Genomic DNA, 24,465 nt, shown 5'->3' on the forward strand with positions numbered 1-24,465 from the left:
CTAATCCGGGGTCAGGTCTTCCATTGCGTCACGAGCCCGGCTGTAGCGCACGCTACAGCCGGGCTCGTGACGCAATGGAAGACCTGACCCCGGAGTTTGGCGTTTTGCGATATAGTTAATCTCCCCAGAAACTCTATCGCCGGCGCCATGAAAAAACTTGGTTTGATGCTGTTTACCTCCACCCTCGTCACGCTGCCCTCGCTCGCCGCCAATGCGCCGCGCGCCACCACCGCCACCGGCGTGGTGGAGGGCGTGGCGGAAGCGACGGGGGTCAAATCCTACAAAGGCATTCCGTTCGCGACGGCACCGGTCGGCGCTCTGCGCTGGAAGGCGCCGCAAGCGCCGAAAAAATGGAAGGGCGTGCGCAAGGCCGATCACTTCGCCGCGCGCTGCATGCAGCTGCCGCTGTTCAGCGACATGGTGTTCCGCTCCGACGGCGTCAGCGAGGATTGCCTGTACCTGAATGTATGGACGCCGGCCAAATCGCCAAGGGAGAAGCTGCCGGTGCTGGTCTACTTCTACGGCGGCGGCTTCCAGGCAGGCGACGGTTCCGAGCCGCGCTACGACGGCGAAAGCATGGCAGCCAAGGGCATCGTCACGCTGACCGTCAACTACCGCATGAACATCTTCGGCTTCCTGGCGCATCCCGAGCTGACCAGCGAATCGCCGCATCACGCCTCCGGCAACTACGGCCTGATGGACCAGGCTGCGGCGCTGCAATGGGTGAAGAAAAATATCGCAGCCTTCGGCGGCGATCCCGCGCGCGTCACCATCGCCGGCGAATCGGCCGGTTCCTATTCCGTCAGCGCGCAGATGATCAACCCGCAGGCCAGGGGCTTGTTCGCCGCCGCCATCGGCGAAAGCGGTTCGCTGCTGAGCCAGATGCCGCCGCCTCCGCTCAGCGCGACCGAAAAGGCCGGCGCCGAATTCGCGCAGTCGATCGGCAAGCCGACATTGGCCGAGTTGCGCGCCATGCCGGCGCAGGATCTGCTCGATGCAACCAAAACGGCAAAAGCGCGTTTCTTCGCCAGCCAGGACGGCTATGTGATTGCCCGCACGCCCGCCGCCATGTACGCCGCGGGCGAACAGGCCAAGGTGCCGCTGCTGGCCGGCTGGAACGGACAGGAAGGCCATTACAAGCAAATCCTCGGTGACGCCGAGCCCACGCCGGAAAACTTCGCCACCGCCCTGCAGAAATTGTACGGCGACCAGGCCGGCGCCGCGCGGCAGGCCTACAGCGGCGATGTCAAACAGGCCGCCACCGAACTGGCCAGCGACCGCTTCATCGGTTACGGCACCTGGAAATGGATCGACACGCATGCGCGCACCAGTGGCAAACCGGTCTACCGCTACTACTACGTGCGTCCGCGTCCGGGCCAGGACGGTGCGCGCCATTCGGTGGAGATCGAATACGCCATGGGTAATCTGGACACCAACACGGTGTATGCGTGGACGCCCGAGGACCATGCGCTGTCGAAGCAGATGCAGGAATACTTCGCCAACTTCATCAAGACCGGCAACCCCAATGGCGCCGGTCTGCCGGAGTGGCCGCAGGCCAGCGCCGGCGCCGGTTCGCGCCTGATGCGCCTCGACGTGCAATCGTCCGCCGTCACCGCCAGCGACGACGCGCACCAGCAATTCCAGGAGACGCAGGTCAAGCCCTGAAAGCAGTTTAAGAGTGGGTTTGTATTTTATTGTATCGGCCGGTAATCGCTTGTAAACCTGCTATACAATTTATCCTCTTATCCAGAGGAAACAAAACCCATGCACAAAAAACTTGGCTTCCTGGCCCTGTGCCTGACGGTTTCCGCCTACGCGGCGGAACCGTTCGACGACAAATTCCGTCAACTCGACGAAATCCTGCCGACCCCGAACGCCTATCGCACCGCATCCGGCGCACCGGGCCACGCCTACTGGCAGCAGCGCGCCGATTACACCATCAGCGCCTCGCTGGACGAAGCCAAGCGCTCCCTCACCGGCAGCGAGCAAATCACCTATCACAACAATTCCCCCGATACGCTCAAGTACCTGTGGATTCAGCTCGATCAGAACATCTACAAGAAGGATTCCGACGCGCGCATGATGCTCACCCAGCCTTCGCGCGAAGCCTGGTCCAAGCCCGCGTCGCCGGACGACGGCTACAAGTTCGAAGGCATGCGCGGCATCCTGGCCGGCCGGGAATTCGAAGGCGGCTTCAATATCAAGAACGTGACGTCCGGCGCTCAGCCGCTGAAGCACGTCATCAACCGCACCATGATGCGCATCGATCTGCCGACGCCGCTGAAACCGGGCGAGCAGTTCGTCTTCAACATCGACTGGTCTTACAACATCAACGAACAGCAGGTGCTGGGCGGCCGCTCGGGCTACGAGCATTTTGAAGAAGACAAGAACGACCTGTTCGAGATCGCCCAGTGGTTTCCGCGCATGGCCGCTTACTACGATGTCTACGGCTGGCAGCACAAGCAGTTCCTCGGCACCGGCGAATTCACGCTGGAATTCGGCGACTACGATGTGCAGCTGACCGTCCCGGCCGACCATATCGTCGCCTCCACCGGCGAGCTGCAGAACCCCAACGACGTGCTGACCGTCACCCAGCGCGAGCGGCTGGCAAAGGCAAAAACCGCCACTTCGCCGGTCGTCATCGTGACGCAGGAGGAAGCCACCAGGGCCGAAAAATCGCGCAGCAGCGCCACCAAGACCTGGCACTTCAAGGCCAGCAACGTGCGCGACTTCGCCTGGGCGTCGAGCCGCAAGTTCATCTGGGACGCGCAAGGCTTCAAGCAGGACACCACCGACGTGATGGCGATGTCCTACTATCCGAAGGAAGGCAATCCGCTGTGGGGCAAGTACAGCACCCAGGCCATCATCCACACCATCGACCAGTACAACAAGTACAGCTTCGACTTCCCGTACCCGACCGCGATCTCGGTCAACGGCCCGGTGGGCGGCATGGAATACCCGATGATCTCCTTCAACGGTCCGCGTCCGACCAGGGACAAGAAGACCGGCCAGCTGACCTGGTCGCAGCAGACCAAGTACGGCCTGATCGGCGTAATCATCCACGAGGTGGGCCACAACTACTACCCGATGATCATCAACTCGGACGAGCGTCAATGGACCTGGATGGATGAGGGCCTGAACACCTTCGTGCAGTACCTGGCCGAGCAGGCATGGGAAGACAACTATCCCTCGCGCCGCGGCGAGCCGCGCAACATCGTCGATTACATGCGCAGCAAGAACCAGGTGCCGATCATGACCAACTCGGAGTCGCTGCTCCAGGTGGGCAACAATGCCTACGCCAAGCCGGCGACGGGCCTGAACATCCTGCGCGAGACCATCCTGGGCCGCGACCTGTTCGACTACGCCTTCCGCGAATACGGCCAGCGCTGGAAGTTCAAGCGCCCTACCCCGGCCGATTTCTTCCGCACCATGGAAGACGCCTCGGGCACGGACCTCGACTGGTTCTGGCGCGGCTGGTTCTACACCACCGATCCGGTCGACATCAGCATCGACGGCATCACCGAATACGGCGTGAACACCAAGGACCCGGAAAAGGAAAAGGCATGGAAGAAGGCGCAGAAGGATGCCGAGCCGACTTCCATCTCCGCGCAGCTGAACAAGTCCCTGCCCAAGCGCCTGGATGCCCATCCGGAGCTGAAGGACTTCTACAACGAGCATGACGAGTTCACCGTCACCAACAAGGACCGCAACGGCTACGCCGAAGCCACCGAGAAGCTGGAACCGTGGGAGAAGAAGCTGCTGGACCAGGGCAAGCACCTGTACCTGGTGGACTTCTCCAACCTGGGCGGCATGGTGATGCCGCTGATCCTGCAGATTGAGCTCAAGAGCGGCAAGAAGTACATCGAGCGCGTGCCGGCCGAAGTATGGCGCTACTCGCCGAAGAAGATCACCAAACTGATCGTCACCGACGAACCGATGGTCAGCCTGACCCAGGACCCGTTCTGGGAAACCGCCGACATCGACCAGTCCAACAACGCCTGGCCGCGCAAGGTCTCCCAGTCCCGCCTGGAACTGTTCAAGACCGAACGCGACAAGAACAATCTGATGCGCGACTTTAATACGCCGCTGAAGAAGGACGAGAAGAAGTGACATTGCGCCGCCTGCGTCTCGTTGTCGCCGCCCTGCTGGTTTGCGCCGGCACGGCGGTCCACGCCCACAATTTCCACATGGGGATCGCGGACATCAGCTACAACGAGCGCACCGGCAGTACAGAGATCGTGCACAGCTACACCGCGCACGATCTCGCCACGCTGCTGACCAATCTGTATGGCCGCCAGTTCGACCTGGGACGCGACGACAGCGAAGCGCCGCTGCGCCGTTACGTGGAAAAGCAGTTCTGGATGGAAGACGCGGAGCGGCATCGCCTGCCGCTGCAATGGGTGGGCGCCAAGGTGGATGCCGACACCGTCGTCATCTACCAGGAGATCCCGCATGTGAAACTGGCCAAAGGCAGCCGCATTCACAACGGTTTGCTGATAGACTTCCTGCCGTCGCAAAAGAATACTGTAAATCTGCAAACCGATGGCCCAGTCCAAACCCTGCTGTTCGATCAGGATCACCTCGATCAAATCGCCCCTTAAGTATGCACTGCTGCTGGCCATGGGCGCCGCCCAGGCCGACGACCAGATCCTGCAAAGGGTGCTGGTGGATGGCTCGCGCGGCAACCAGCTCGGCATCGCCGACGCGGCCAGCGCCGGCAGCATCTCGCAGGAGGAACTGGCCAGGCGCACAGTCTACCGTCCCGGTGAAATCCTGGAGGCGGCGCCCGGCCTGATCGTCAGCCAGCACAGCGGCGAAGGCAAGGCCAATCAGTTTTACCTGCGCGGCTTCAATCTCGATCACGGCACCGACCTGCGCACCACGGTCGACGATATGCCGGTCAACCAGCGCAGCCATGCACACGGCCAGGGCTGGACCGACCTGAATTTTCTGATCCCGGAACTGGCGGTGCGGCTCGATTACAAGAAGGGCCCCTATTCCGCAGAGGAAGGCGACTTCGCTTCGGCCGGTACCGCGTCGGTGGTGTACGCCAACCGCCTGCTGCGGGGCGTGACCAGCGTCTCGGCCGGCCAGCACGGTTACGGCCGCGCGCTGCTGGCCGACTCGGTGGAGACGCAGCGCGGCAGCCTGCTGTACGCGGTCGAAGCGCTGCACAACGATGGCCCGTTCACGCATCCGGACGATTACCGGAAACTGAACGCCGTGCTGCGCTACAGCGAAGGCTATGCCAACAACGGCTTCAACGTCAGCCTGATGGCCTACAAGGCCGATTGGAATTCCACCGACCAGATTCCGCTGCGCGCCGTGCAGGACGGCCAGATCGGCCGCAACGACGCCATCGATCCCACCGATGGCGGCAAGTCTCACCGTTACAGCCTTTCCGGCGCATGGCGACGCACCACGGACGACAGCGCGTCGAAGGTGAATGCCTACCTTATCGCCAACCAGCTCGATCTGTGGTCCGATTTCACGTACTACATGGACGATCCGGTACACGGCGACCAGTTCGCGCAGCCGGACAAGCGTGTGACCAGCGGCGTCAACGCCAGTCACAGCTGGCACCAGCACACCGAAACGGGCAACAGCGTAACCACCATCGGCGTGCAGCTCCAGAACGACAATATCTTCAACGGCCTGTGGAACACGCAGGCGCGCAGTAAGCTCTCCGTGACGCGTGAAGACCACATCGTCGAGTCCAGCGCCGGCCTGTATGTGGAGAACAACACGCGCTGGAACGCGGACTGGCGCACGGTGGCCGGGGTACGCATGGACGCCTACCGCTTCGATGTACGGAGCGACCTGGCCGCCAACTCGGGCAAGGCCGACGATCATCTGCTCAGCCCCAGCGCCAGCATCATCTACGGCCCGTGGCAGACTGCGGAACTGTACGCCAACTTCGGCAGCGGCTTCCACAGCAACGATGCGCGGGGCGCCACTATCACCATCGATCCGAAAACCGGCGATGCGGCCAACAAGGTGCAGCCGCTGGTGCGCTCGCGCGGCACGGAATTCGGCGCGCGCACGGCCTGGTTGCCAGGCCTGCAAACCTCGCTGTCGCTCTATCGCCTGGATTTCGATTCGGAGCTGACCTACGCCGGCGATGCGGGCACCACAGAGGCCGGCCCGCCCAGCCGCCGTTACGGCGTCGAATTCTCCAACTACTACAAGCCGCTGAAATGGCTGTCGGTCGATCTGGACCTGGCCTATGCGCGGGCGCGTTCGCGCGGCTACGTGGAACAAGGCAGCTACATCCCCGGCGCCATCGAAGGCACAGGGCAGCTGGCGGTGACAATGGATGACGGTGGCCCGTGGTCGGGATCGCTGAAGCTGCGCTACTTCGGTCCGCGTCCGCTGATCGAAGATAACAGCGTACGCTCGAAATCCAGCATGACGCTGAATGGCCGCATCGGCTGGAAAGCGCGCAAGGATGTGACGCTGGAACTGGAAGCCTTCAATCTGACCAACCGTCGCGATTCGGCCATCGACTACTACTACGTCTCGCAACTGAAGGGGGAAGCGGCGCCGGTCGGCGGCATCCACTTCCACCCCATCGAATCGCGCTCGCTGCGCGCGACGCTGATCAGGAACTTTTAAGCGCCACGCTCGTTCAGGATCGCGAAGCCACGCTGGTGCCAGACCGGATAGGCCGGCGGCACGTCGCTGGCCTGCTCCAGCAGTGCGTTCTGCTCGGGCGTCAGCGACCAGCCGGTGGCGCCGATGTTTTCGATCAGCTGTTTCTCATCGCGCGCGCCGATGATGACGTTGGATACCGTCTTCTTCCCGAGCAGCCAGTTCAGCGCGATCTGCGGAATGGATTTGCCGGTCTGCCCGGCCACCACGTCCAGCGCCTCGACGATGCGGAACAGCCGTTCCTCCTCGAAGTGCGGTCCGGTGCCGGCGATATCGTGCGCGCGGGTGCCCGGCTTGGCCGGTTGGCCGCGGCGGATCTTGCCGGTCAGCTTGCCCCAGCCCAGCGGGCTCCAGACCACGGCCCCCACGCCCTGATCTTCGGCCAGCGGCGCCAGCTCCCATTCGTAGTCGCGGTTCAGCAGCGAGTAATACAGCTGGTGGGCGACGTGGCGCGGATAGCCGTAGCGATCCGAGACGGCCAGGGATTTCATCAGATGCCAGCCGGAGAAATTGGATGCGCCGATGTAGCGCACCTTGCCATCGCGGACCAGCTGGTCCAGTGTGGACAGGGTTTCCTCCACCGGCGTGTTGTAGTCCTGGCCGTGCAGCTGCAGCAGGTCGATGTGCTCCACCTGCAGACGCCGCAGCGAGTTGTCGACCGCTTCGATGATGTGCTGGCGCGAGGAACCGTAATCGTTCGGCCCCTGGCCGGTGGGGAAAGTGACTTTGGTGGAGATCAGCAGGCGGTGGCGCTTGCCTTTGATGGCCTCACCGAGAATCTGTTCGGCCAGACCATCGGAATAGACGTCGGCGGTATCGAACATCGAGACGCCGTGGTCGAGGCAGACATCGATCAGGCGCGAGGCGCCACCGGCGTCGGTGCTGCCCCAGGCCTTGAAGAAATCGTTGCCGCCACCGAAAGTGGCGGTGCCAAAACTCAGTTCCGGCACACGCAGGCCGGACTTCCCAAGACGCTTGAAGTTCATTCGCAATCCTCCAGAGTGGGGCGCGCTCAGCGCGCGAAGGATGACGATTGTAGCGCGCCCCGGCGAATCACGCCGGGCGGCGGCGCTACCGAATCAGAACTCTTCCCACTCGTCGCCGGAGGTCGCTGCCTTGGCCTTTTGCGGCGCCGGCCTGGCGGCAGACTTGTCCACGGGCTTGGCGGCCGGCTTGGCGCGCGCCGGCTTGGGTAGCGCCGTCACGGTGGCGGTACGCGTCACGGGCGCCGGATTCGGCACATACACCGCGGCCGACGCGTTGATGCGGAACGCGCTGACCACCTGCTCCAGCTTGTCCGCCTGATCGCGCAAGGTCGAAGCGGCAGCGGCGGTCTGCTCGACCAGCGCCGCGTTCTGCTGCGTGGTCTGATCCATCTCCGTCACCGCGCGGTGCACCTGCGCGATGCCGTCGTTCTGTTCCTGCGTCGCGGCGCTGATCTCGCCGACGATATCGGTCACCTGCTTGATGCTGGAGACCACTTCGTGCATGGTGTTCCCCGCCTGTTCCACCAGCCTGGTGCCCGACTCCACCTTCTCGACCGAGTCATCGATCAGCGCCTTGATCTCCTTGGCCGCCGCCGCCGAGCGCTGCGCCAGATTGCGCACCTCGGTGGCCACCACCGCGAAGCCGCGGCCCTGCTCACCGGCGCGCGCCGCTTCCACCGCCGCGTTCAGCGCCAGGATATTGGTCTGGAACGCGATTCCGTCGATGACCGAAATGATGTCCACGATCTTGCGCGACGACTCGTTGATCGATCCCATGGTGACCACCACCTGCTCGACCACGGTGCCGCCCTGGGTCGCCACTTCGGAGGCCGAACGCGCCAGCTGATTGGCCTGGCGTGCGTTGTCGGCATTCTGGCCGACGGTGGAAGTCAGCTGCTCCATGCTGGCCGCCGTCTGCTCCAGCGCCGCCGCCTGCGACGAAGTGCGCTGCGACAGGTCGCCGGTGCCGGCGGCGATCTGCTGCGACGCCGCGCCCACCGAGCCGGTGGAAGCGCGCACCGTATCGATCACGCCGGCGATCTGTTCCAGCAGGTTGTTGAACGCCACCGCCGTGTGGCCGATTTCGTCCATGCGTTCGACCTTGATCTTGTGCGTCAGATCCAGCGACTGGCTGACATCCTCCAGCGTGCCGCGTATCGACGCCAGGCTGCCCTTGATGATCACGTACAGCTGCCAGGCCAGCGCACCGGTGACCACCAGCGCCAGCGCAATCACCCCGATCAGCAGATTGAACGCGAAGTTATATGCCGCCACGCTTTCGGCGCGGACGTCGTCGATCAACTTGTTGTTGTAGGCGATGTGGTCATCGATGGCCTTCTTCACCGCCGCCGCGCCGGTCGCCAGCGGCGTGCCGGCCTGCAGCGAGGCGCGTACCGCATCCATGTCGCCGGCATGGGCGCCGGCCAGGAAGGGAACCAGGGCCTGGCGATATGCCGCCATCGCGGCCTTGTCGGCCTCCAGCATCTTACGGTCGGTGTCGTCGAAGATGCGCTCCTTTTCGTAGGTGGCGATGGTCTCGTCGAATTTGGCGTGCGCGTCGTTGTACGCCTTATCCAGCGCGCTCTTGTCGGCCAGGTTGGAAAACACCGACAAGCGATAGCCGGCCAGGCGGCTGTCGGCCAGGTAGCCCTTGGCCATGTTCAGGCCCGCGATACTCGGAATTAAACGGGTCTGCACCATGTCCAGGCGCTGCTGCGCGCGCGACAGCTGCGCCAGTCCCACGGCGCCGACAAAGATCAGCGCCAGCAGCGCCAACGACAAGGTCAGTATCAGTCGTTTGGTGATCGTCATTGTTACTTTTCTCATGGAAGTGATGGAGGATGGCGCCGTCTCTGCGGCGTGATCGAAGCAGTATAGCGGAACAGTATTACCGCTGAGTAACCAAAAGAAGATTTACGTTGCATCGCAACCAAAATGCAACGTAACAATGACAATCAGTTCACTTTATGTGCCGCCAGCGAGACCGTGGATCCAACCGTGAGCCGTAGGCTGTCGGCTTCTGCGTCAGGCTTGCCGGAAGCAAGCCACCTGTCCCGAAGGCCCATGCGCAACGCCCCACGCCAGCCCAGAAATCCGGATCCCGGTCTGCTGCAGCGCAGCGTATCGTGACGCGGGCAGCGCCGGCAGGCGGTCCAACGCGGTGTGCGAGGCGCATCCGGGCTCAAGTAGGAAGAGGCTAGCAATTGTTAAATACCGACTTCTTTCACCGGCGTCGAGCGGTCGTGGCGCCTGGATCAACCGAGCACTGGATAGCCCGCGGCGACGGCGTCGGCCTCCAGCCGCGCGATGCGCTGATAATCGGCATCGGTGCGGAAAGCCTTGATGTGCAGGATCCGCATGTGCGCTCGCAGCTCAGGGCCGGGCGCCAGCAAAGCGTGCAGCAAACGTGCATGCACCGGCGGCGGCACCGCGCGGCCGGTAATCAGCGGCAGACCGGGTGACGAGGCGCTGTGCCGCAGCACCCTGATGCCGCGTACTGTTTCGGGCCGCTGCACCGTCAGATAAGCGAACGTTACGCAATCGATGGCGGCGATGTCGGCCTCCCCCGCCTGCACCATGCGCAGGCTGGCGGCATGGCTGCCGCTCCATTTGACCTCGCCGAAGAAGCGGCCAGCGCGCGCCAGCGGCGCCACTGCATGGCGTAGCGCATTCATGCCGCTGTTGGAGTGCGGCTCGTTGGCCGCCGCGGTGCCGCCGCGCGCGTCGGCCAGGGCGCCGATGCCGCTGCCCTCGCGCGCGACGATCACGCTGGAATAATCGGCGCCGTCGCAACCGGGAAAATCGAAACACGGCGTTGCCAGCAGCGTCGCGCTGTCGCGCAAGGCCTTCATGTAGGGATAGCCGCAAGTCTGCGACAGCAGCATGTCCGGCTGCCGCCAGAACGTGAACAGGTCCGGCGCGGGAACCAGCGCGGCATCGATGCCGGCATCGCGCAGCAGGCAAGCGGCAAACGCCTCGTACTCCCGCTGCACGCGCGGAGAGACGTTATACATGGGCAGGCTGATTTTCCAGTTCATGGTGGCGGCATATGCGGATGTACGGGCGCGTCGATCGGACGGAATCCGTAGCGGCGCGCCAGCTCTCCGTAGCCGTCGATCTGAAACCCGCCGCTGCGCGCATTATAGGCCGCGCGGCGCGCGCGGTACACGCGCGGCAGCAGATACCACGGCAGCGAGGGCAGATCGTGATGGACCAGGTGCAGATTATTATTCAGGAACAGCAGACGAAACGCCAAGCCGGCATCGTTCAGCACGATACGTTGTTTATGCTCTTCGGCCGGACGGTGCTCGTAATAAGATCGCACCATCGCCAGCGACAGCGCCGGATAAGCCACGGCGAATACGTACCACGGCGCCGGCACGCCGAACGTCGCCCGGATCCACCACAGCAGCGCCGCCAGCAAGGCGAAGTGGCGCAGCCACACGCCGGCCTCGCGCCGGTCGCCGCGCAGCAGCTTGCGCACCGCCCCGATCCAGGTCGACGCTACCGCCAGCGCCGGGCCAACCAGCATGCGGCCCCAGAACGTCTTGTTCATCCAGCGCAGCGCGCGCACCGGCCGGCTCATTGCGGCCCATTCGGCCGGCGACACATAGGTGCTTTCCGCATCGAGCTCGGGCAGCGTGAGATCGAAGTCATTGTGGTGGCGCAGATGGCTCTCGCGGTAGATCTCGTACGGATACCACACCGCCAGCGGCAGATAGCCGAACAGCCGGTTCAACCACGGCCAGCGGGTCGGATGACCGTGGATCAGCTCGTGCTGCAGCGACATGTACCACGCGCACCACCAGATCATCAGCGGCGTGGCGATGCCCGCGCCCAGCGCGTGACTATAGCGCAGCGTCGCCAGCCAGCCGGCGTGGATCGCCACGATCAGCAGCCACGTCGGCCACTCGCCGCGCCAGGCCAGCCGCGCGCGTTCGGCGCCGACCTCGGCCTGCTGTGCGCTGTCGATCCAGGAAGTTCGCTTGCCCATCGGTGTCCTTGGTGAGGAATACCAGGGCGAGTATAGGAAGCCTCAGCCGGGCTGAAAACGAATTTAAACGCGCTTCTTTATGCGGATTTCGTGTCGCCGCGTAGGTGAGGCAGCGTACAGCGGCGTCCAGGACAGGCGCGCAGAATATACGCATGGATACGCAATCGACAACCGCAAGCCCGCGCAAATTCCACCCTGCCGCATACGCGATGCACAGGCAGATGGTGGCAGTGCGGAGAACGATTTCCGCCGCGACGATCGAAGAGTCGCAAGCGGCGGCGCGCTGGGCGCAGGCGTGGTATCAGCTGGTGCAGCGCAAGCTGGAACAGCTCCAGCATGCGCCGCGGTACTTGCATTAGGCGGGGGAGTAGCAGCCGCCGGCACGGCGTTCCATGCCCTGGCGGTCGACCACGGTGACGGTGCCGCGGCGGTAGACGATCAGACCTTCTTCCTGCAGCTTGCCGGCGCAGCAGGTGATGGATTCGCGCCGCACGCCGAGCATGTTGGCGATCATCTCCTGGGTCACTTTGAGTTCGTTGGACAGCGAGCGGTCCAGGCGTTCCAGCAGCCAGCGGCACAGACGCTGCTCGATGCTGCCGTGACGCACGCCGGCCACGGTCTGCGCCAGTTGCGCGAACAGGGCGCTGGTGTGGCGCATCAGTTGCTGGGCCAGCGCGCCGCCGCCGAAGAAGGCCTGGCGCAGCACGGCCGACTTGATGCGGTAGCCGTAGCCGGCGGTCTGCACCACGGCGCAGCAGTTGGCGCGTTCGCCCTCGTACATTGAGACGCCGACCACGCCTTCGCGGCCGACCACCGCCACTTCCGCCGCGCCGCCGTCTTCGGTCACGTATTGCAGCGAGATGATGGCGTTGGTCGGGAAGTAGGCATATTCCATCGCTTCGCCGGCATCGAACAGACGCTTGCCGGCTTCCAGCGGCACCAGGTCCAGGTGCGCGAACAGGTCGATCAGTTCTTCGCGCGACAGGCCGCGCAGCAGTTCGTTCTGCTGCGCGCCGGTCAGGCTGATGGCGGGCGCGGCGGTTTGTTGCATCGCACGGGGGATGCTGGCGGAGACGGAGGTCTGGTTTGCTGCGTACATGGCGTTACCTCTTCGGATATTGGTGTTGGATGAACAACACTATATCCGCGCTATGTGCGCTGGATTATAGGAGCACAGTCAAGCCCAATGTAGGCTGGGAACATAGCTTGTTGTCAGCCTGGTCCTACCTCGGGCTCGCTTGCAGCACCTTGTCCGGACTCGGCAAAATCAGGGTACTGTGCTCCTCCAGCCGCAACAGCAGCTCCGGATAGTTGACGCCGGCCCGCGCGGCCGCCAGCAGGGACGCATCGAAACCGGGCTTCCACGACAACACGTAGTAATTGTCGCGCGCCGGGTCGTAGCGCATCCCCAGGTGGCCGGCGCCATGGTAGGCGCTGACGGCGGCAAACTGCTCCACATACTCGCGCACGCGCCGGCTGTGATAGAAACTGTGGCGGCCGCGCCGCGCCGGACGGAACACCGAACAGGCCACCAGCCGCCCCTGGCGCGCCAGAAACGAGGCGCCGACCTTCCAGCCGGGAACGTACACCTGCGCCAGCAGCGGATACTCGGCCGGCAAGGTGCCGCGGCTGTAGTGCAGGCTGATGTCGTCGCCGCGCAGCGGCCGCGTCACCATCGGGTACAGCAACGGATCGGCCTGCAATTGCGCCGCGCTGTCGATGCGCAAGCCGGCCGGCACCGGCAGGCCGGCGGCGTCGGCAAACCGCATCAGATTCCAGCGGTCCTCCAGCAGCGCGATCAGCGAGGCGCGCGGCGTCGGTACCGCCGGCAACTCGGGATGACGCGCCAGCAACAGCGAAGTCGCGCGGTCGGCGGCCAGCACGGCGACTATCCCGCTGTCGCTGACGACCTGCTGTACCTGCTGCGCCGACGGTTGCTCGCCCGACCAGAAGATCAGCCGCCGGCAATCGCGCCCCAGCTTCATGCGCCAGCAACTGCGTGGCGCCAGCACCACAGGCGCATGGCCGGCCAATCGCAGACAACGCGCCGCCGCGCGCGTGACGGTTTGCTCCACACCAATCACCAATACCGCAAGATAAGACGCTGCCATGTCCCCTCCCCGTGCCAGACTTCCAGCCTAGCCGGGCGAGGACTTCAAACCTAGAGCACGCTCAAACGTACGTCGCTTACGGAATATATTTGAAGCGCGAACCTTCTTCGATCAGCCGCTCGTCGCGCGAGCGCAGCCGCCCGGGATTGCGCCGATGTTCCGGCTCGGAAATGACCCGCTTGATCACGCTTTCCAGCACGCCACGATGACTGAGGTAACTGGCTGCACTTTCCGGACCGACGCGGTCTGCCAGCTCGATACCGGCCTCCACCACCTCTGACGATTGGTAGTCGGGTCGGAACGTATCCTTGGTAGACATTACTGCCTCCTGAACATGGAGAAAATCCAATTCTCGGATTCTACCCCGTTCATCGCCGTGCGGTAACACACGCTCACAGTTGTTACAAATTATGGCGCCGGTGTTGGTGCGGGCACACCCAGCGGCGCCTGGCCGTTGTGCGGAATCAGCCAGCCGCCGTCGCCGAGCCAGTCGGCCAGCCGGTCCGGCCAATGCACATCGGAAAGACGCTCCGAGCGCTGGCCCATGTTGAAGGCGTGGTCGGTATCGGCATACAAGTGCAGCTCGGCCGACACGCCGGCGCCGACCAGTTGCTGGTACAGGCCGAGCGCCGGCGGCGCGCAGCATTTGTCCACCGAGCCGGCGACGATGAAGGCCGGCGGCGCCGACTGCACCGCCTTGGCCGGCACACCCAGCGGCCCCGGATAGACCAGGATCTGAAAGTCGGGCCGCGCGCTCTGCTTGTCGATGGCGTCCTGCCGCGCCGGCGGCGCCGGCTCCGGATTGTCGGCCACCAGCGACACCAGCTCGCCGCCGGCCGAGAAGCCCATCACGCCCAGCCGGTGCGGATCGACGCCATACTCGGCCGCATGCGCGCGCACCCAGCGCACGGCGCGGCGCAGGTCGGCCGCCGCATCGTCCGTGATCGAATAGCTGGAACCGGGGTCGCGCGCCAGCCGGTACTTCAGCACGAACGCGGTGACGCCGGACCGGTTGAGCGAACGCGCCGCCACCATGCCCTCGTTCTGGAACACCAGCATGCGATGACCGCCGCCCGGCACGATCACCACCGCCGCGCCGTTGGCGTGGCGCGGGTTGGCGCGCACCACCGTCAGCGACGGGTCATGGACATTGCTGACGTAAGTGTTGTCGACCTTCTCGGCCTCGTTGTGGCGTTTTTCCGAGCCGGGCGCGCCGTCGGGCCACAGCTGGACGGTATTCTGCTGCGCGCCGGCGTGCGCGCACAGCGCCAGCAAGATCAGGGCAAGTTTATTGCGCATGGAGGGCTCCCGCCGCGTACAGCGTGTGATGAGTGAGGATGAACAGCGTGTCCTTGCCTGCGCCGCCGAAGATCAGTTGCAGCGGACGTTCCGGCACGTCGATGCGGCCGATCTCCCTGCCGTCCGGCGCATAGACGAACACCTGGCCGTTGGCGACGTAGACATTGCCCTTGCCGTCCACCGCCGCGCTTTCGCCGCCACGGTTAGCCGCCAGTTTCAGATCGGTGATGGCGCCGCCCGCGCCGATCACGCCGCTGAAGGTGCGGTTCTCGGAGCCGTTGGTGAACACCACGCGACCGTTGGCGCCGGCCGATACCAGGCCATGCGTATCCAGCGTGTCCGAGAAGCGGTAGCCCAGATGATCGGCCGGACCTTGTTTGATCACGCGGTAGGCCGGCAACACCAGGCTGCCGTCGGGCGAAACGTATTCACGCTGCTTCGGCAGCGCCACGTCGCGCTTGAACATCTCGGCCAGGGTGGTGAACTCGTAGGTGTCGAAATTCAGTTGATCGCGGAACTCGCCGTTCTGCCAGAAGTTCACCGGCACCACCGTGCGCGCGCCGGCACGGGCCTGCACGGCGGTCGGCTTGATCATGGTGATGGGACCCGCCGGCTGCGCGGGGTTGAATGCATACACCGTGCCTTCCGCGCCGTAGGACGACAGCACCATCAGGTCGCCATTGCTGGCGATGGCCAGGTTGACCGGGTCGAGCGGCGCGTCGCGCACCACCGCCAGGCCCTGCTCTTTCGACCAGCTGTAGATGCGGTTGAAGTGGCGGTCGACGAAATACAGCTTGCCCTTGGCGTCGACCGCGGCGCCGGCGATGGAATAGAAGCCGCCTTCCAGCTTGTCCACCCTGGCGCCGGCAGCGGCCGGCACCGGCGCGGTGGTGCTGAACACGGCGGCGGCGGGACCGCTGGCGGCGCCGACAGCGCGCGGGGAACCGGCCGCCCCGCCGGCCGGCGCATCGGGACCGATATCGAGCACCGCGAATTCATGCTCGCGCACTTCCTGCTTGTGCGTCAGATCCTGCAGCGTATTCTCGAACGGGTATTTGCTGGCGCGCAGATAGGTGTCGCAGCCGTTGTCGTCGCAGGTGGCGATGCCGCTTTCCGCGTTGACGTGCACATTGCGGAAGCGGATGTTGTCCGAGTTGCTGATCTTCACCGCCGCCACGGCCGGCTTGATCGAGCGCGTCACGCGGTAGCTGTGGTAGTTGGCGAAGGTCAGGTTGCGCGAGTTGCGGATTTCGAGCGAGGTCGCGTCCATGCCGTCGCGGACTTCCTGCTCCGTTTGCGGCGCCAGGAATTCCCAGTTCTCGACATTATCCAGCACGATCTCGGCGCGCACATGATGCTCGGCCGACAGCTCGTACACCTTGCCCGGCGTTTTGGTATCGGAGACATAGAACCCGGCCTGTGCGAAGGTGCTCGGCGTCCAGCAGGCCACGAAGGTGCCGCCGCCGCCATCGGTCACCCAGATGCTGGGATACTGGCGGTCCCAATGCTGGATCGGGTCGAAGCTGGCGGTCTTCTGATACGGATCGCGGCGCTTGCCGTCGTACAGGCGCGTGCCATGGCCGCCCTGGATGCGGATATCGTCCACCAGCGAATCGGCGCCGGCCTTCCACAGCAGCGCGGTGGCGCGCGGATTGACCTCGCCGGTGGCCAGGCCGAAGCCGCTGACGATGGCGTCGCCGCCCCTGGCGCTTTCCAGCAGCGCTTTCGGGCCGGCCGCGCCGGCATAGGCGGGCGCGCCGTTCGGCAGCATCAGTTGCGTCACGCCGGGGTGCAGGCCGATCAGCACCGTGTCCGGCTTCATGCGGATGGTGTCCTGCACCATGTAGAAGCCCTGCGGCAGATACACCACGCGGTTGGCGTCGATCGCCTTCTGCACCGCCGCCGTGTCGTCGGTGACGCCGTCGCCGACCGCGCCATAGCTGCGCACACTGGCCCACTGGCGGGTCGAAGGCAGCGTGCGCATCACCGGCGCGCGCGCGGCCGGCAGGGATTTCAGCGCGGCGCCCTTGACGTGCATGCCGAACTTGCCGACGCTGCCCAGGCCCGGCAGCATCAGGCCGTAATTGAATTCGCTGACCTGGTAGGACGCGCCGTAGCCGGCCACGGTCTTGCCGCTGTCGCGGAAGCGCGCGAAGGCCGGCACGTTCTTCGCGAGCGCGTTGTCGAAGCCGACCTGGGTGTAGACGTTGTCTTCCTCGCTGATCACCACCGCCGCCTTGGCCACGTTCTCGAAGCGCACGTCCTTGGCCCACAGCCAGTCGCCGTAACCGCGGTCGATATCGATGCCCACCGGCGTGTTGCGGATCGCCACGTTCACCAGCGTCAACCCGGCCTCGTGCTCGCGGATGGCCGCCTCGCGCTGGCCTTCGAACACCGAATCCATCAGCGTGAACTGCCAGGCCGGCGAGGTCTTCTCGGACAGGATGCCGTAGCGGCCGCCGTAAAACTTCAGGTCGAAACTCTCGTTGCCGACCATGTAGACGCCCGCCAGGCCGGAGCCGATGTGGAAGTCCATGTGGCTCAGATACGAGTGCTGCGCCGTGCGCAGGCGCACCGCGGCGGCGGCCGGATTGCCGTCGCCGATTTCGAAGTCGATATTGCTCATGGCCGAATAGAAGGTGGCCGAATTCGCGTCGCGCACGTTGTCGCGGTACGGCACCGCGCTACGCACCGGCACCGGCACCTTGCCGACCGTGTACTGGTCGCCGCCGGTGAACACCACCATGTTGGCCACGCCCTTCTGGAAGCCCGGCGTGTTCGCGCCCAGCACCAGTACCGGCCGCGTCGCGCCGACGCCGTAGACGCGCACTGATAGCGGTACCAAAATCGAGCGAGAAACACGATAGCGGCCCGATGGCAGGAACACCACGCCACCTTCGCCGTTGTGCGAGGCGGCGTCGATCGCCGCCTGGATCGCCGCCGTGTCGTCGGCGCGGCCGTCGCCGACCGCCTTGACCTGGACCGCGCGCGGATCGTCCGGCATGGTCTGATAGGCGGAGACCGACGCCGCCTGCGCCGCGAGAGGGGCCACCAGGGGCGTGGCCAGGACTGCCGCGACCAGCATATTCACAATAGGTTTCATCTGTTTATCCCGAAGTTAAATCAAGACAGAAAGGATCATTACGAAAATCAGTCCGAACACGCCCACCAGCGTCTCCATCAGCGTCCACGAGCGGAAGGTGTCGCGCAGCGACAATCCGAAGTATTCCTTGAACATCCAGAAGCCGGAGTCGTTGACATGGCTGCACATCAGGCTGCCGGCGCCGATCGCCAGCACCATCAGGTTGGCGTCGACGCCGGACGACTGCGCCACCGGCGCGACGATGCCGGCGGCGGTCAGGCCGGCCACGGTGGCCGAGCCGAGGCAGATGCGGATCAGCGTCGCCACCAGCCAGCCGAGCACCAGCGGCGGCACCGGCAGATGGCCGAGCTGCTGGCCCAGCTGCGCGCTGACGCCGGTATCGACCAGCACCTGCTTGAGCGCGCCCGCGCCGGCGATCACCAGCAGGATGGGCGCGATGTCGCGCATGGCGTCCTGCGCGCCGGCCATCAGCACCGACAGCGGCTGGCCGCGCGCCACACCCAGCGTGCACACCGCCACCGCCAGCGCGATCAGCATCACGATCATCGGATTGGCGAGGAAACCGACCACGCTTTTGAGCAGCGGATCGCCGATCGGCGCGGCGCCGGCCAGGGTCGCCGCCGCCAGCAGCCAGACCGGCAGCAAGGCGGTGACGAAGCTGTTCAGCACACCGGGCAGCTCGGCCTCGTCGCGCAGGCCGCTGCGGAACATCGGCGCCGGCGCGGCCTGGATGCGCTTGAGCGTCAGCGCGAACACCGGCCCGGCGATGATCAGCGTCGGCACCGCCACGATCAGGCCATACAGCAGCGTGCGCCCCATGTCGGCATGAAACTGCGCCACCAGCGCGGTGGGCGACGGATGCGGCGGCAGGAAGCCGTGCGCGATCGACAGCCCGGCCAGCAGCGGCACCGCCAGCGCCACCGCCGGCCGCCCGCTCTGGTACACCAGCGAGAACACCAGCGGCACCAGCAGCACGAAGCCGACGTTGTAGTACAGCGGGATGCCGGCGACGAAGCCGGTCAGCGTCAGCGCCACCGGCATGCGCGCCGAGCCGAACACGCCGATCAGATAGCTGGCGATGCGCTGCGCCGCGCCGCTGTCGGCAATCAGCTTGCCGAACACCGCGCCCAGGCAGACGATCACGATCAGGGAACCGAGCAGATCGCCGATGCCCTTCTCGATCGAGCCGGGGATGCGTTCCAGCGGCATCCCCAGCAGCAGCGCCGCCGCCAGCGACGCCGCCACGAACGCCAGCAGCGGCTGGACCTTACCCCAGGCGATCAGCAGCGTCAGCAGGCCGACCGCCAGTACCACGGAAAAGACATTCCACACGGCCGGCGTTCCGCTTAGAACGAACCGCGCACACCGACACGGTAGGTACGGCCGATCACATCGTACAGCGCCGGGTTGATGCCGTAGCTCAGGTTAGTCTGCGGCACCAGCACCGGCGCGCGGTCGGCCAGGTTGTCGATCTTGGCGTAAGCCGTGATCTGCGGCGTGACCTTGTAGGTCGCGCCGAAATCGACGTAGGTCGCGCCCGGAATGTGGTTGTCGTAGATGGTCGGGTGGGCGGCGGTCGGCAACGGGCAATTGGTCTGGCACTCGATGTACTCGTTGCTGTACACGCCGGCGCTGATCCAGCGCTGGCTCAGGGTCAGACCCAGCTTGCCATGCTCCCACGATTCCGACACCAGCGCCTTCCATTTTGGCGTATTGCCGGTCATGTTGCCGGCGCCTTCGCTCGGCACCGTGCCCGGCACGCCCGGATCGGAGATCGCGTGGATGGTGCGGGTGGCCAGGCCGCGCAGGGTCAGGTTGCCCGGCATGCCGTAGTCGCCCAGGTTCATGCGGTAGGCAGTCTCGAAGTCGACGCCGCGGGTGTGCAGCTGGGCGAAGTTGAAGCTCTGCGCCTGCACGTAGTTGGTGCCCGCAGGCCCGTTGATCGACACGGCCGAGCAGACCTGCTGGTAACCGGCGTTGCACAGATCGACTTCCTGCTGCGCCGACAGCGAGTTGATGACGTTCTTCACCTTGATGTCGAAGTAATCGACCGACAGGTTGAAGTTACGCGCCCAGCTCGGCTGGCTCAGCACGATGCCGAAGGAATTGTTGCGTGCATTCTCGGGCACCAGCGCCGGGTTGCCGACGTTGCGCTGCTGGATCTGCACCGAGGTGCCCTGCGCGTTGTTGACCGCCTGGTTGGTGACGGTGGTGGCGGCAAACAGTTCGCTCAGGTTGGGCGCGCGCACGTCCTTCGAGCTCACCGCGCGCAGGCGCAGGCCATCGACCGGGGTTTTCCAGGTGGCGCCCAGCTTCCAGGCGCGCGCCTTGCCGGCGGTGCTGTACTTCTCTTCGCGGTCGGCGACGTTGACGTTGGCCTCGCCCCAGGTGGCCGACTTCAGCACCGGGATATTCAGCTCGACATAGGCTTCGCGCACATTGAACGCGCCCTGGCCGTTGTGGTAGTTGCCGGCGAACCAGTTGTCGCCGGTGGCCGACAAGGTCGGATCGGCCGGATAGCTCGGGCTGTAAGGCGACTGGGTCGACACGCCGGCGCCGTACGGATCGCCGTACACCGAATACTCTTCACGCCGCCATTCGGCGCCGAACGCCAGCGAGATCGGGCCGGCCCAGCCTTCCATCACGTCGCCGTTGACGTTGGCGCTGACCACGTTCTGGGTCGAATCGGTGTGCTGCATCGGGCCGTTGACCGGGGCGATGTAGTTCCAGCCGGCCATGTTGATCGGCACGTTGCCGAAGATGTTGATCGGCTGGCAGCCGGCCGCGCGCGCCGCCGCGCTGCGGCAGACGATCTGGCCGGTGGCCGGATCCTTGATCGCATCGATGGCGAAGTTGTAGCGCGGATTCAGGGTGATGTCGTGCACCTCCAGCACGGTGGTGTTTTCGCCGTGCTCGGCGTAGGCGTCGTACGACCAGTCCTTGCCGAACAGCGAGAACTTGCCGTCGGCGCCCACCACCACCCGGCGCTGGGTGCGGGTCGGATGCACGTTGATGTTGGCCGGGAATTCGGCATTGGCGGTGCCGTACGACATGGCGCCGCTCGGGTAGCCGGAGGCGCACGCCGCGGCGATCGAGGCCGGCAGATAGGCATTGTCGCAGCGGACCGACAGATTGCCCTGCTTGGCCGCGCCCGGATTCGGCGAGAACACCGATTTCACCTGCGCCCAGTTGGCGGTCAGGTAGATTTCATTGTCGGCGTCGAGATCCCACGACACGCGGGTGTAGGCCACCTGGCGCTTGAAGTTCATGGCCAGGTTGGTGCCGGCGCCGACGCTGCCGGACAGGTCGCCGCCGATACAGAAGTTGCCGACGCAATTGCTGCCGTACTGGAATGGATACGGGTTGCCGCCGGGGCCGAACGCGGTGCCTTTCAGCGGGCCGTTGGTGATCAGGCCGTATTTGGCGTACTGGATGTGCTGGGCGTGCAGGATGCTGGTGTAGCGCGGCAGGCCGGCGGCCTGCATGGCCGGCGTCGATTCCTGCAGGGCCGGGTTCTTGTACCAGTCGCGGCCGTTCGGGCCGACCTCGCCGAAGCCGGGCGAATCGATGCCGTTTTCCTTGGTGATCTCGGCGCTGACCGAGACGTGCAGGCGGTCGTCGGCAAAGCCCTTGCCCCAGGCGGCCTGCAGGGTGCCGTTCTTGTCGTCGTGGTACTTGGTCATGCCGCCTTCGGCATTGAACTTGAAGCCGGTGAATTTCTTGTCGGTGATGAAGTTGACCACGCCGCCGATCGCGTCCGAACCGTAGGAGGCCGAGGCGCCGCCGGTCACCACGTCGACGCGCTTGACCAGCAGTTGCGGGAACTGGCTGACGTCGGTCACGCCGGTGACGTTGGCGCCGACCACGCGCTGGCCGTCCAGCAGGGTCAGGGTGCGCAAGGTGCCGAGGCCGCGCAGCGACAGCGACGACAGCCCCTGGATGCCGCTGGAGGTGGAAAAGGTGCTGGTGGTGCGGCCGGTGCTGCCCTGCAGCGCCGGCAGTTCGATCAGCGATTCGAACATGTTCGGCTTGGCTACCTTGTCGAGGTCGGCGGCGGTCAAGGTCGAGGTCGGGGTCGGCTGGGTGAAGCCGCGCGCGGCGATGCGCGAGCCCGACACCGTCACCACGTTGTCGACCTTGGCGGCCGCTTCGGTTGGCGCGGGGTCGGCCGGGGCCGGCGTGGCCTGGGCCGCGTCGGCCGGCTGGATCGGCTGGGTTTGCTGGGTTTGCTGGGCCTGGGCCGCGGACAGGGCGAGCCAGCTGCAGGCGCTGGCGACGGCCAGGCGCATTACGGTGTTACGAGTGGTCAGTGTAGTCATGTGAGTCTCCATGTAATTTTTTTGGACTTGGTTTTATTAACTGCTTATTTACTGCGGTTGATGCGCTCCACCAGGACGGCGGGAGGTGATTCGATATCCAGCGTGATGCCCGCCTCGTCGGGCTGCAGCGGTTCCAGGTCACGGAACTGGCTGTCCAGCAGGGAGGTCGGCATGTAGTGGTCGACGCGCGCGGCCATGCGCGCGGCGATCAGTTCCTTCGGACCGCTCAAGTGGGCGAAGCGCAGCGCCGGGTCGCCCGCGCGCAGCAGGTCGCGGTAGCGCCGCTTGAGCGCGGAACAGGACACCACCAGCCCCGTGCCCTGCTGCCGCGCCTCGCGGATGCGCGCCTGCAACGCCAGCAGCCAGCCGGCGCGGTCGTCGTCGTCGAGCGGCATGCCGGCCGACATCTTGGCGACATTGGCGGCCGGGTGGAACTGGTCGCCTTCCGCGAACGGCACGCCGTGGTGCTCCGCCAGCGCCTGGCCGACCGTGCTCTTGCCACAGCCGCTGACGCCCATCACCACCCAAGGGATACTTTGCATCCATCCTCCAAGACAAGATAGCGCTAACAAGACTTCCCGCCCACTGAGGCCCCATACGTACGGGAAGCCCTTAGCGGCAATTCAGGGGAAGCTTATAGTCGCCAAGATAGCGTTATCATTTGCTATCGACTTTAGCTTACCATGGGGATTTGTAAAGCCTTATCTATTTTGCATTGCAACACGAACGCCCGCCAGCTCGCCGTGTCCACTCTGGGGCACGCCGCACTATTGCGGTGCAGCACGAACGTGGCGTTGCCGCAACGCCCGACGCCGCCGCCGCGCGGCCGGCAGTCGGCGCCCCGCCGCCCCGCATGTTATTCTATCAAGCTCTTCACCGCTCGCCGATCGCCGTCTTGCCATCTCCACTGACCTTTCTGTTGTGCGCCGCCGGCGTCGTCAGCCTGGGCGCCGCGCCCGTCGCCCGCGCGCTCGATCCCGCCACCGCGCTGCAGGATTACCACCACACCATCTGGACCAGCCGGGACGGCGCGCCGGCCGAAATCACCAGCATGGCGCAGACCCAGGACGGCTGGCTGTGGCTGGGCACGCCCACCGGGGTCTACCGCTTCGATGGCGTGCGCTTCGAACCGTATCAGCCGCCGGCCGGCAGCCGCCTGCTGCACAACCGCATCAGCGAACTGGTGGCCATGCCCAACGGCGATTTGTGGATAGGCTATGTCGGCCGCGGCCTGTCGCTGCGCCATGCCGACGGCCGGCTCGAGCACGTGGCTGATGCCGACAGCAAGGTGCGCGACGTGTTCACGCTGACGCGCGACCGCGACGGCAGCATCTGGGCCGCCAGCACGCTGGGCACCCGCCGCTATGACGCGCAACGGCGCTGGCAGGCCATCGGCCGGGAGGCCGGCGTTCCGGCCGCCAGCCTGACCACCCTGGCCGACCAGCACGGCCGGCTCTATCTCGGCGCCGACGATGGCACCTATGTCCTGGACCGCGCCAGCGCCAAGTTCGAGCGCATCAGCACCGACTACACCGTCAGCCTGGTGGAATCGCCCGATGGCCAGTTGTGGGGCGGCGGCAACGGCGTGCTGCGCAAGCTGCCGACGCCGTCGCCGACCATCGCGCGGCCGGACTGGCTGAACCAGGCCGAAGGCCATGCCGCCGGCATCTTCGACCGCGACGGCAATCTGTGGACGCTGCGCTGCCCGCGCGGCCTGTGCCTGGTGCGCCAGCCGCAACGCCTCGGCGGCCGCATCCAGCCAGCGCGGGACGCCAGCGAAAAATTCGACCAGCCCTGGCAGCTCAGCAACCTGTCCACCAACCTGCTGCTCGAAGACCGGCTCGGCAATATCTGGCTGTCGACCCAGGCCGGCCTGGAACGCTTTCGCAACGCCGCCGTGCTGGCCGCGCCGGTGCCGGGCGCGGACGGCTTTTACCGGCTGGCGCGCGGCGCCGGCGACACGGTCTGGGTCACCGACGTGCGCGCCGCGCAAGTGTGGCGG

General features: G+C 65.4%; 18 protein-coding genes. 6 read left to right on the plus strand and 12 right to left on the minus strand.

Annotated elements, in window-relative coordinates:
- Positions 1-147 precede the first annotated feature (147 nt).
- The 4 genes from E4L98_RS26000 to E4L98_RS26015 all read left to right on the plus strand — a co-directional run bounded on the left by E4L98_RS26000 (position 148) and on the right by E4L98_RS26015 (position 6,615).
- Positions 148-1,665, plus strand: coding sequence for a carboxylesterase/lipase family protein (locus tag E4L98_RS26000; RefSeq protein WP_135204429.1), 1,518 nt, complete (start codon positions 148-150; stop codon positions 1,663-1,665).
- Between the two features lie 99 nt (positions 1,666-1,764).
- Positions 1,765-4,110 carry a M1 family metallopeptidase gene (locus tag E4L98_RS26005; RefSeq protein WP_135204430.1) on the plus strand — a complete coding sequence of 782 codons (2,346 nt, stop codon included), beginning with the start codon at positions 1,765-1,767 and terminating at the stop codon, positions 4,108-4,110.
- Positions 4,107-4,601, plus strand: coding sequence for a DUF6702 family protein (locus tag E4L98_RS26010; RefSeq protein WP_135204431.1), 495 nt, complete (start codon positions 4,107-4,109; stop codon positions 4,599-4,601). The genes E4L98_RS26005 and E4L98_RS26010 overlap by 4 nt, the downstream gene beginning before the upstream one ends.
- 19 nt (positions 4,602-4,620) lie before the next feature.
- Positions 4,621-6,615, plus strand: a complete 1,995-nt coding sequence (locus E4L98_RS26015; RefSeq protein WP_371857287.1) for a TonB-dependent receptor — start codon at positions 4,621-4,623, stop codon at positions 6,613-6,615.
- Here E4L98_RS26015 and E4L98_RS26020 read toward each other — a convergent pair.
- The 4 genes from E4L98_RS26020 to E4L98_RS26035 form a co-directional block, all read right to left on the minus strand.
- Positions 6,612-7,637, minus strand: a complete 1,026-nt coding sequence (locus E4L98_RS26020; protein WP_135204433.1) for an aldo/keto reductase — start codon at positions 7,635-7,637, stop codon at positions 6,612-6,614. The two genes, E4L98_RS26015 and E4L98_RS26020, sit on opposite strands and share 4 nt — an antisense overlap.
- 93 nt (positions 7,638-7,730) lie before the next feature.
- Complete coding sequence (locus E4L98_RS26025; RefSeq protein ID WP_135204434.1) at positions 7,731-9,449, minus strand: methyl-accepting chemotaxis protein; 1,719 nt, start codon at positions 9,447-9,449, stop codon at positions 7,731-7,733.
- A gap of 443 nt (positions 9,450-9,892) precedes the next feature.
- Positions 9,893-10,675, minus strand: coding sequence for a phosphate/phosphite/phosphonate ABC transporter substrate-binding protein (locus tag E4L98_RS26030; RefSeq protein WP_135204435.1), 783 nt, complete (start codon positions 10,673-10,675; stop codon positions 9,893-9,895).
- Positions 10,672-11,631, minus strand: a complete 960-nt coding sequence (locus tag E4L98_RS26035) for a fatty acid desaturase (protein WP_135204436.1) — start codon at positions 11,629-11,631, stop codon at positions 10,672-10,674. The genes E4L98_RS26030 and E4L98_RS26035 overlap by 4 nt, the downstream gene beginning before the upstream one ends.
- 152 nt (positions 11,632-11,783) lie before the next feature.
- Between E4L98_RS26035 and E4L98_RS26040 the strand changes: the two genes are divergently transcribed.
- Positions 11,784-11,990 (plus strand): hypothetical protein, encoded by a 207-nt coding sequence (locus E4L98_RS26040; RefSeq protein WP_135204437.1) that lies wholly within the window; start codon positions 11,784-11,786, stop codon positions 11,988-11,990.
- On the opposite strand, the gene E4L98_RS26045 is transcribed toward E4L98_RS26040, so the two are convergent.
- The 8 genes from E4L98_RS26045 to E4L98_RS26080 form a co-directional block, all read right to left on the minus strand.
- Positions 11,987-12,730 (minus strand): Crp/Fnr family transcriptional regulator, encoded by a 744-nt coding sequence (locus E4L98_RS26045; protein WP_135204438.1) that lies wholly within the window; start codon positions 12,728-12,730, stop codon positions 11,987-11,989. The two genes, E4L98_RS26040 and E4L98_RS26045, sit on opposite strands and share 4 nt — an antisense overlap.
- 124 nt (positions 12,731-12,854) lie before the next feature.
- Positions 12,855-13,742, minus strand: coding sequence for an ATP-grasp domain-containing protein (locus E4L98_RS26050; protein ID WP_135204439.1), 888 nt, complete (start codon positions 13,740-13,742; stop codon positions 12,855-12,857).
- A gap of 76 nt (positions 13,743-13,818) precedes the next feature.
- A complete protein-coding gene (locus E4L98_RS31105) occupies positions 13,819-14,061 on the minus strand; it encodes a hypothetical protein (protein WP_135204440.1) in 243 nt (80 codons plus the stop codon).
- A gap of 89 nt (positions 14,062-14,150) precedes the next feature.
- A complete protein-coding gene (locus tag E4L98_RS31110) occupies positions 14,151-15,041 on the minus strand; it encodes an alpha/beta hydrolase (protein WP_135204441.1) in 891 nt (296 codons plus the stop codon).
- Positions 15,031-18,144, minus strand: coding sequence for a glycosyl hydrolase family 28-related protein (locus E4L98_RS26065; protein ID WP_229257583.1), 3,114 nt, complete (start codon positions 18,142-18,144; stop codon positions 15,031-15,033). Before E4L98_RS26065 ends, E4L98_RS31110 begins: the two co-directional genes overlap by 11 nt.
- Positions 18,145-18,159: 15 nt before the next feature.
- Positions 18,160-19,476 carry a gluconate:H+ symporter gene (locus E4L98_RS26070; RefSeq protein ID WP_135204442.1) on the minus strand — a complete coding sequence of 439 codons (1,317 nt, stop codon included), beginning with the start codon at positions 19,474-19,476 and terminating at the stop codon, positions 18,160-18,162.
- Between the two features lie 14 nt (positions 19,477-19,490).
- Entirely contained in the window at positions 19,491-22,463 is a 2,973-nt protein-coding gene (locus tag E4L98_RS26075) for a TonB-dependent receptor (protein ID WP_229257584.1), read from the minus strand.
- 44 nt (positions 22,464-22,507) lie between these two features.
- A complete protein-coding gene (locus E4L98_RS26080; RefSeq protein WP_229257585.1) occupies positions 22,508-23,005 on the minus strand; it encodes a gluconokinase in 498 nt (165 codons plus the stop codon).
- A gap of 353 nt (positions 23,006-23,358) precedes the next feature.
- Between E4L98_RS26080 and E4L98_RS26085 the strand changes: the two genes are divergently transcribed.
- Positions 23,359-24,465: ligand-binding sensor domain-containing protein (locus tag E4L98_RS26085; protein ID WP_205746833.1), on the plus strand; the 1,107-nt coding region annotated here is incomplete at its 3' end.

The sequence above is a fragment of the Duganella callida genome, assembly GCF_004614165.1.
GTDB lineage: Bacteria > Pseudomonadota > Gammaproteobacteria > Burkholderiales > Burkholderiaceae_D > Rugamonas > Rugamonas callida.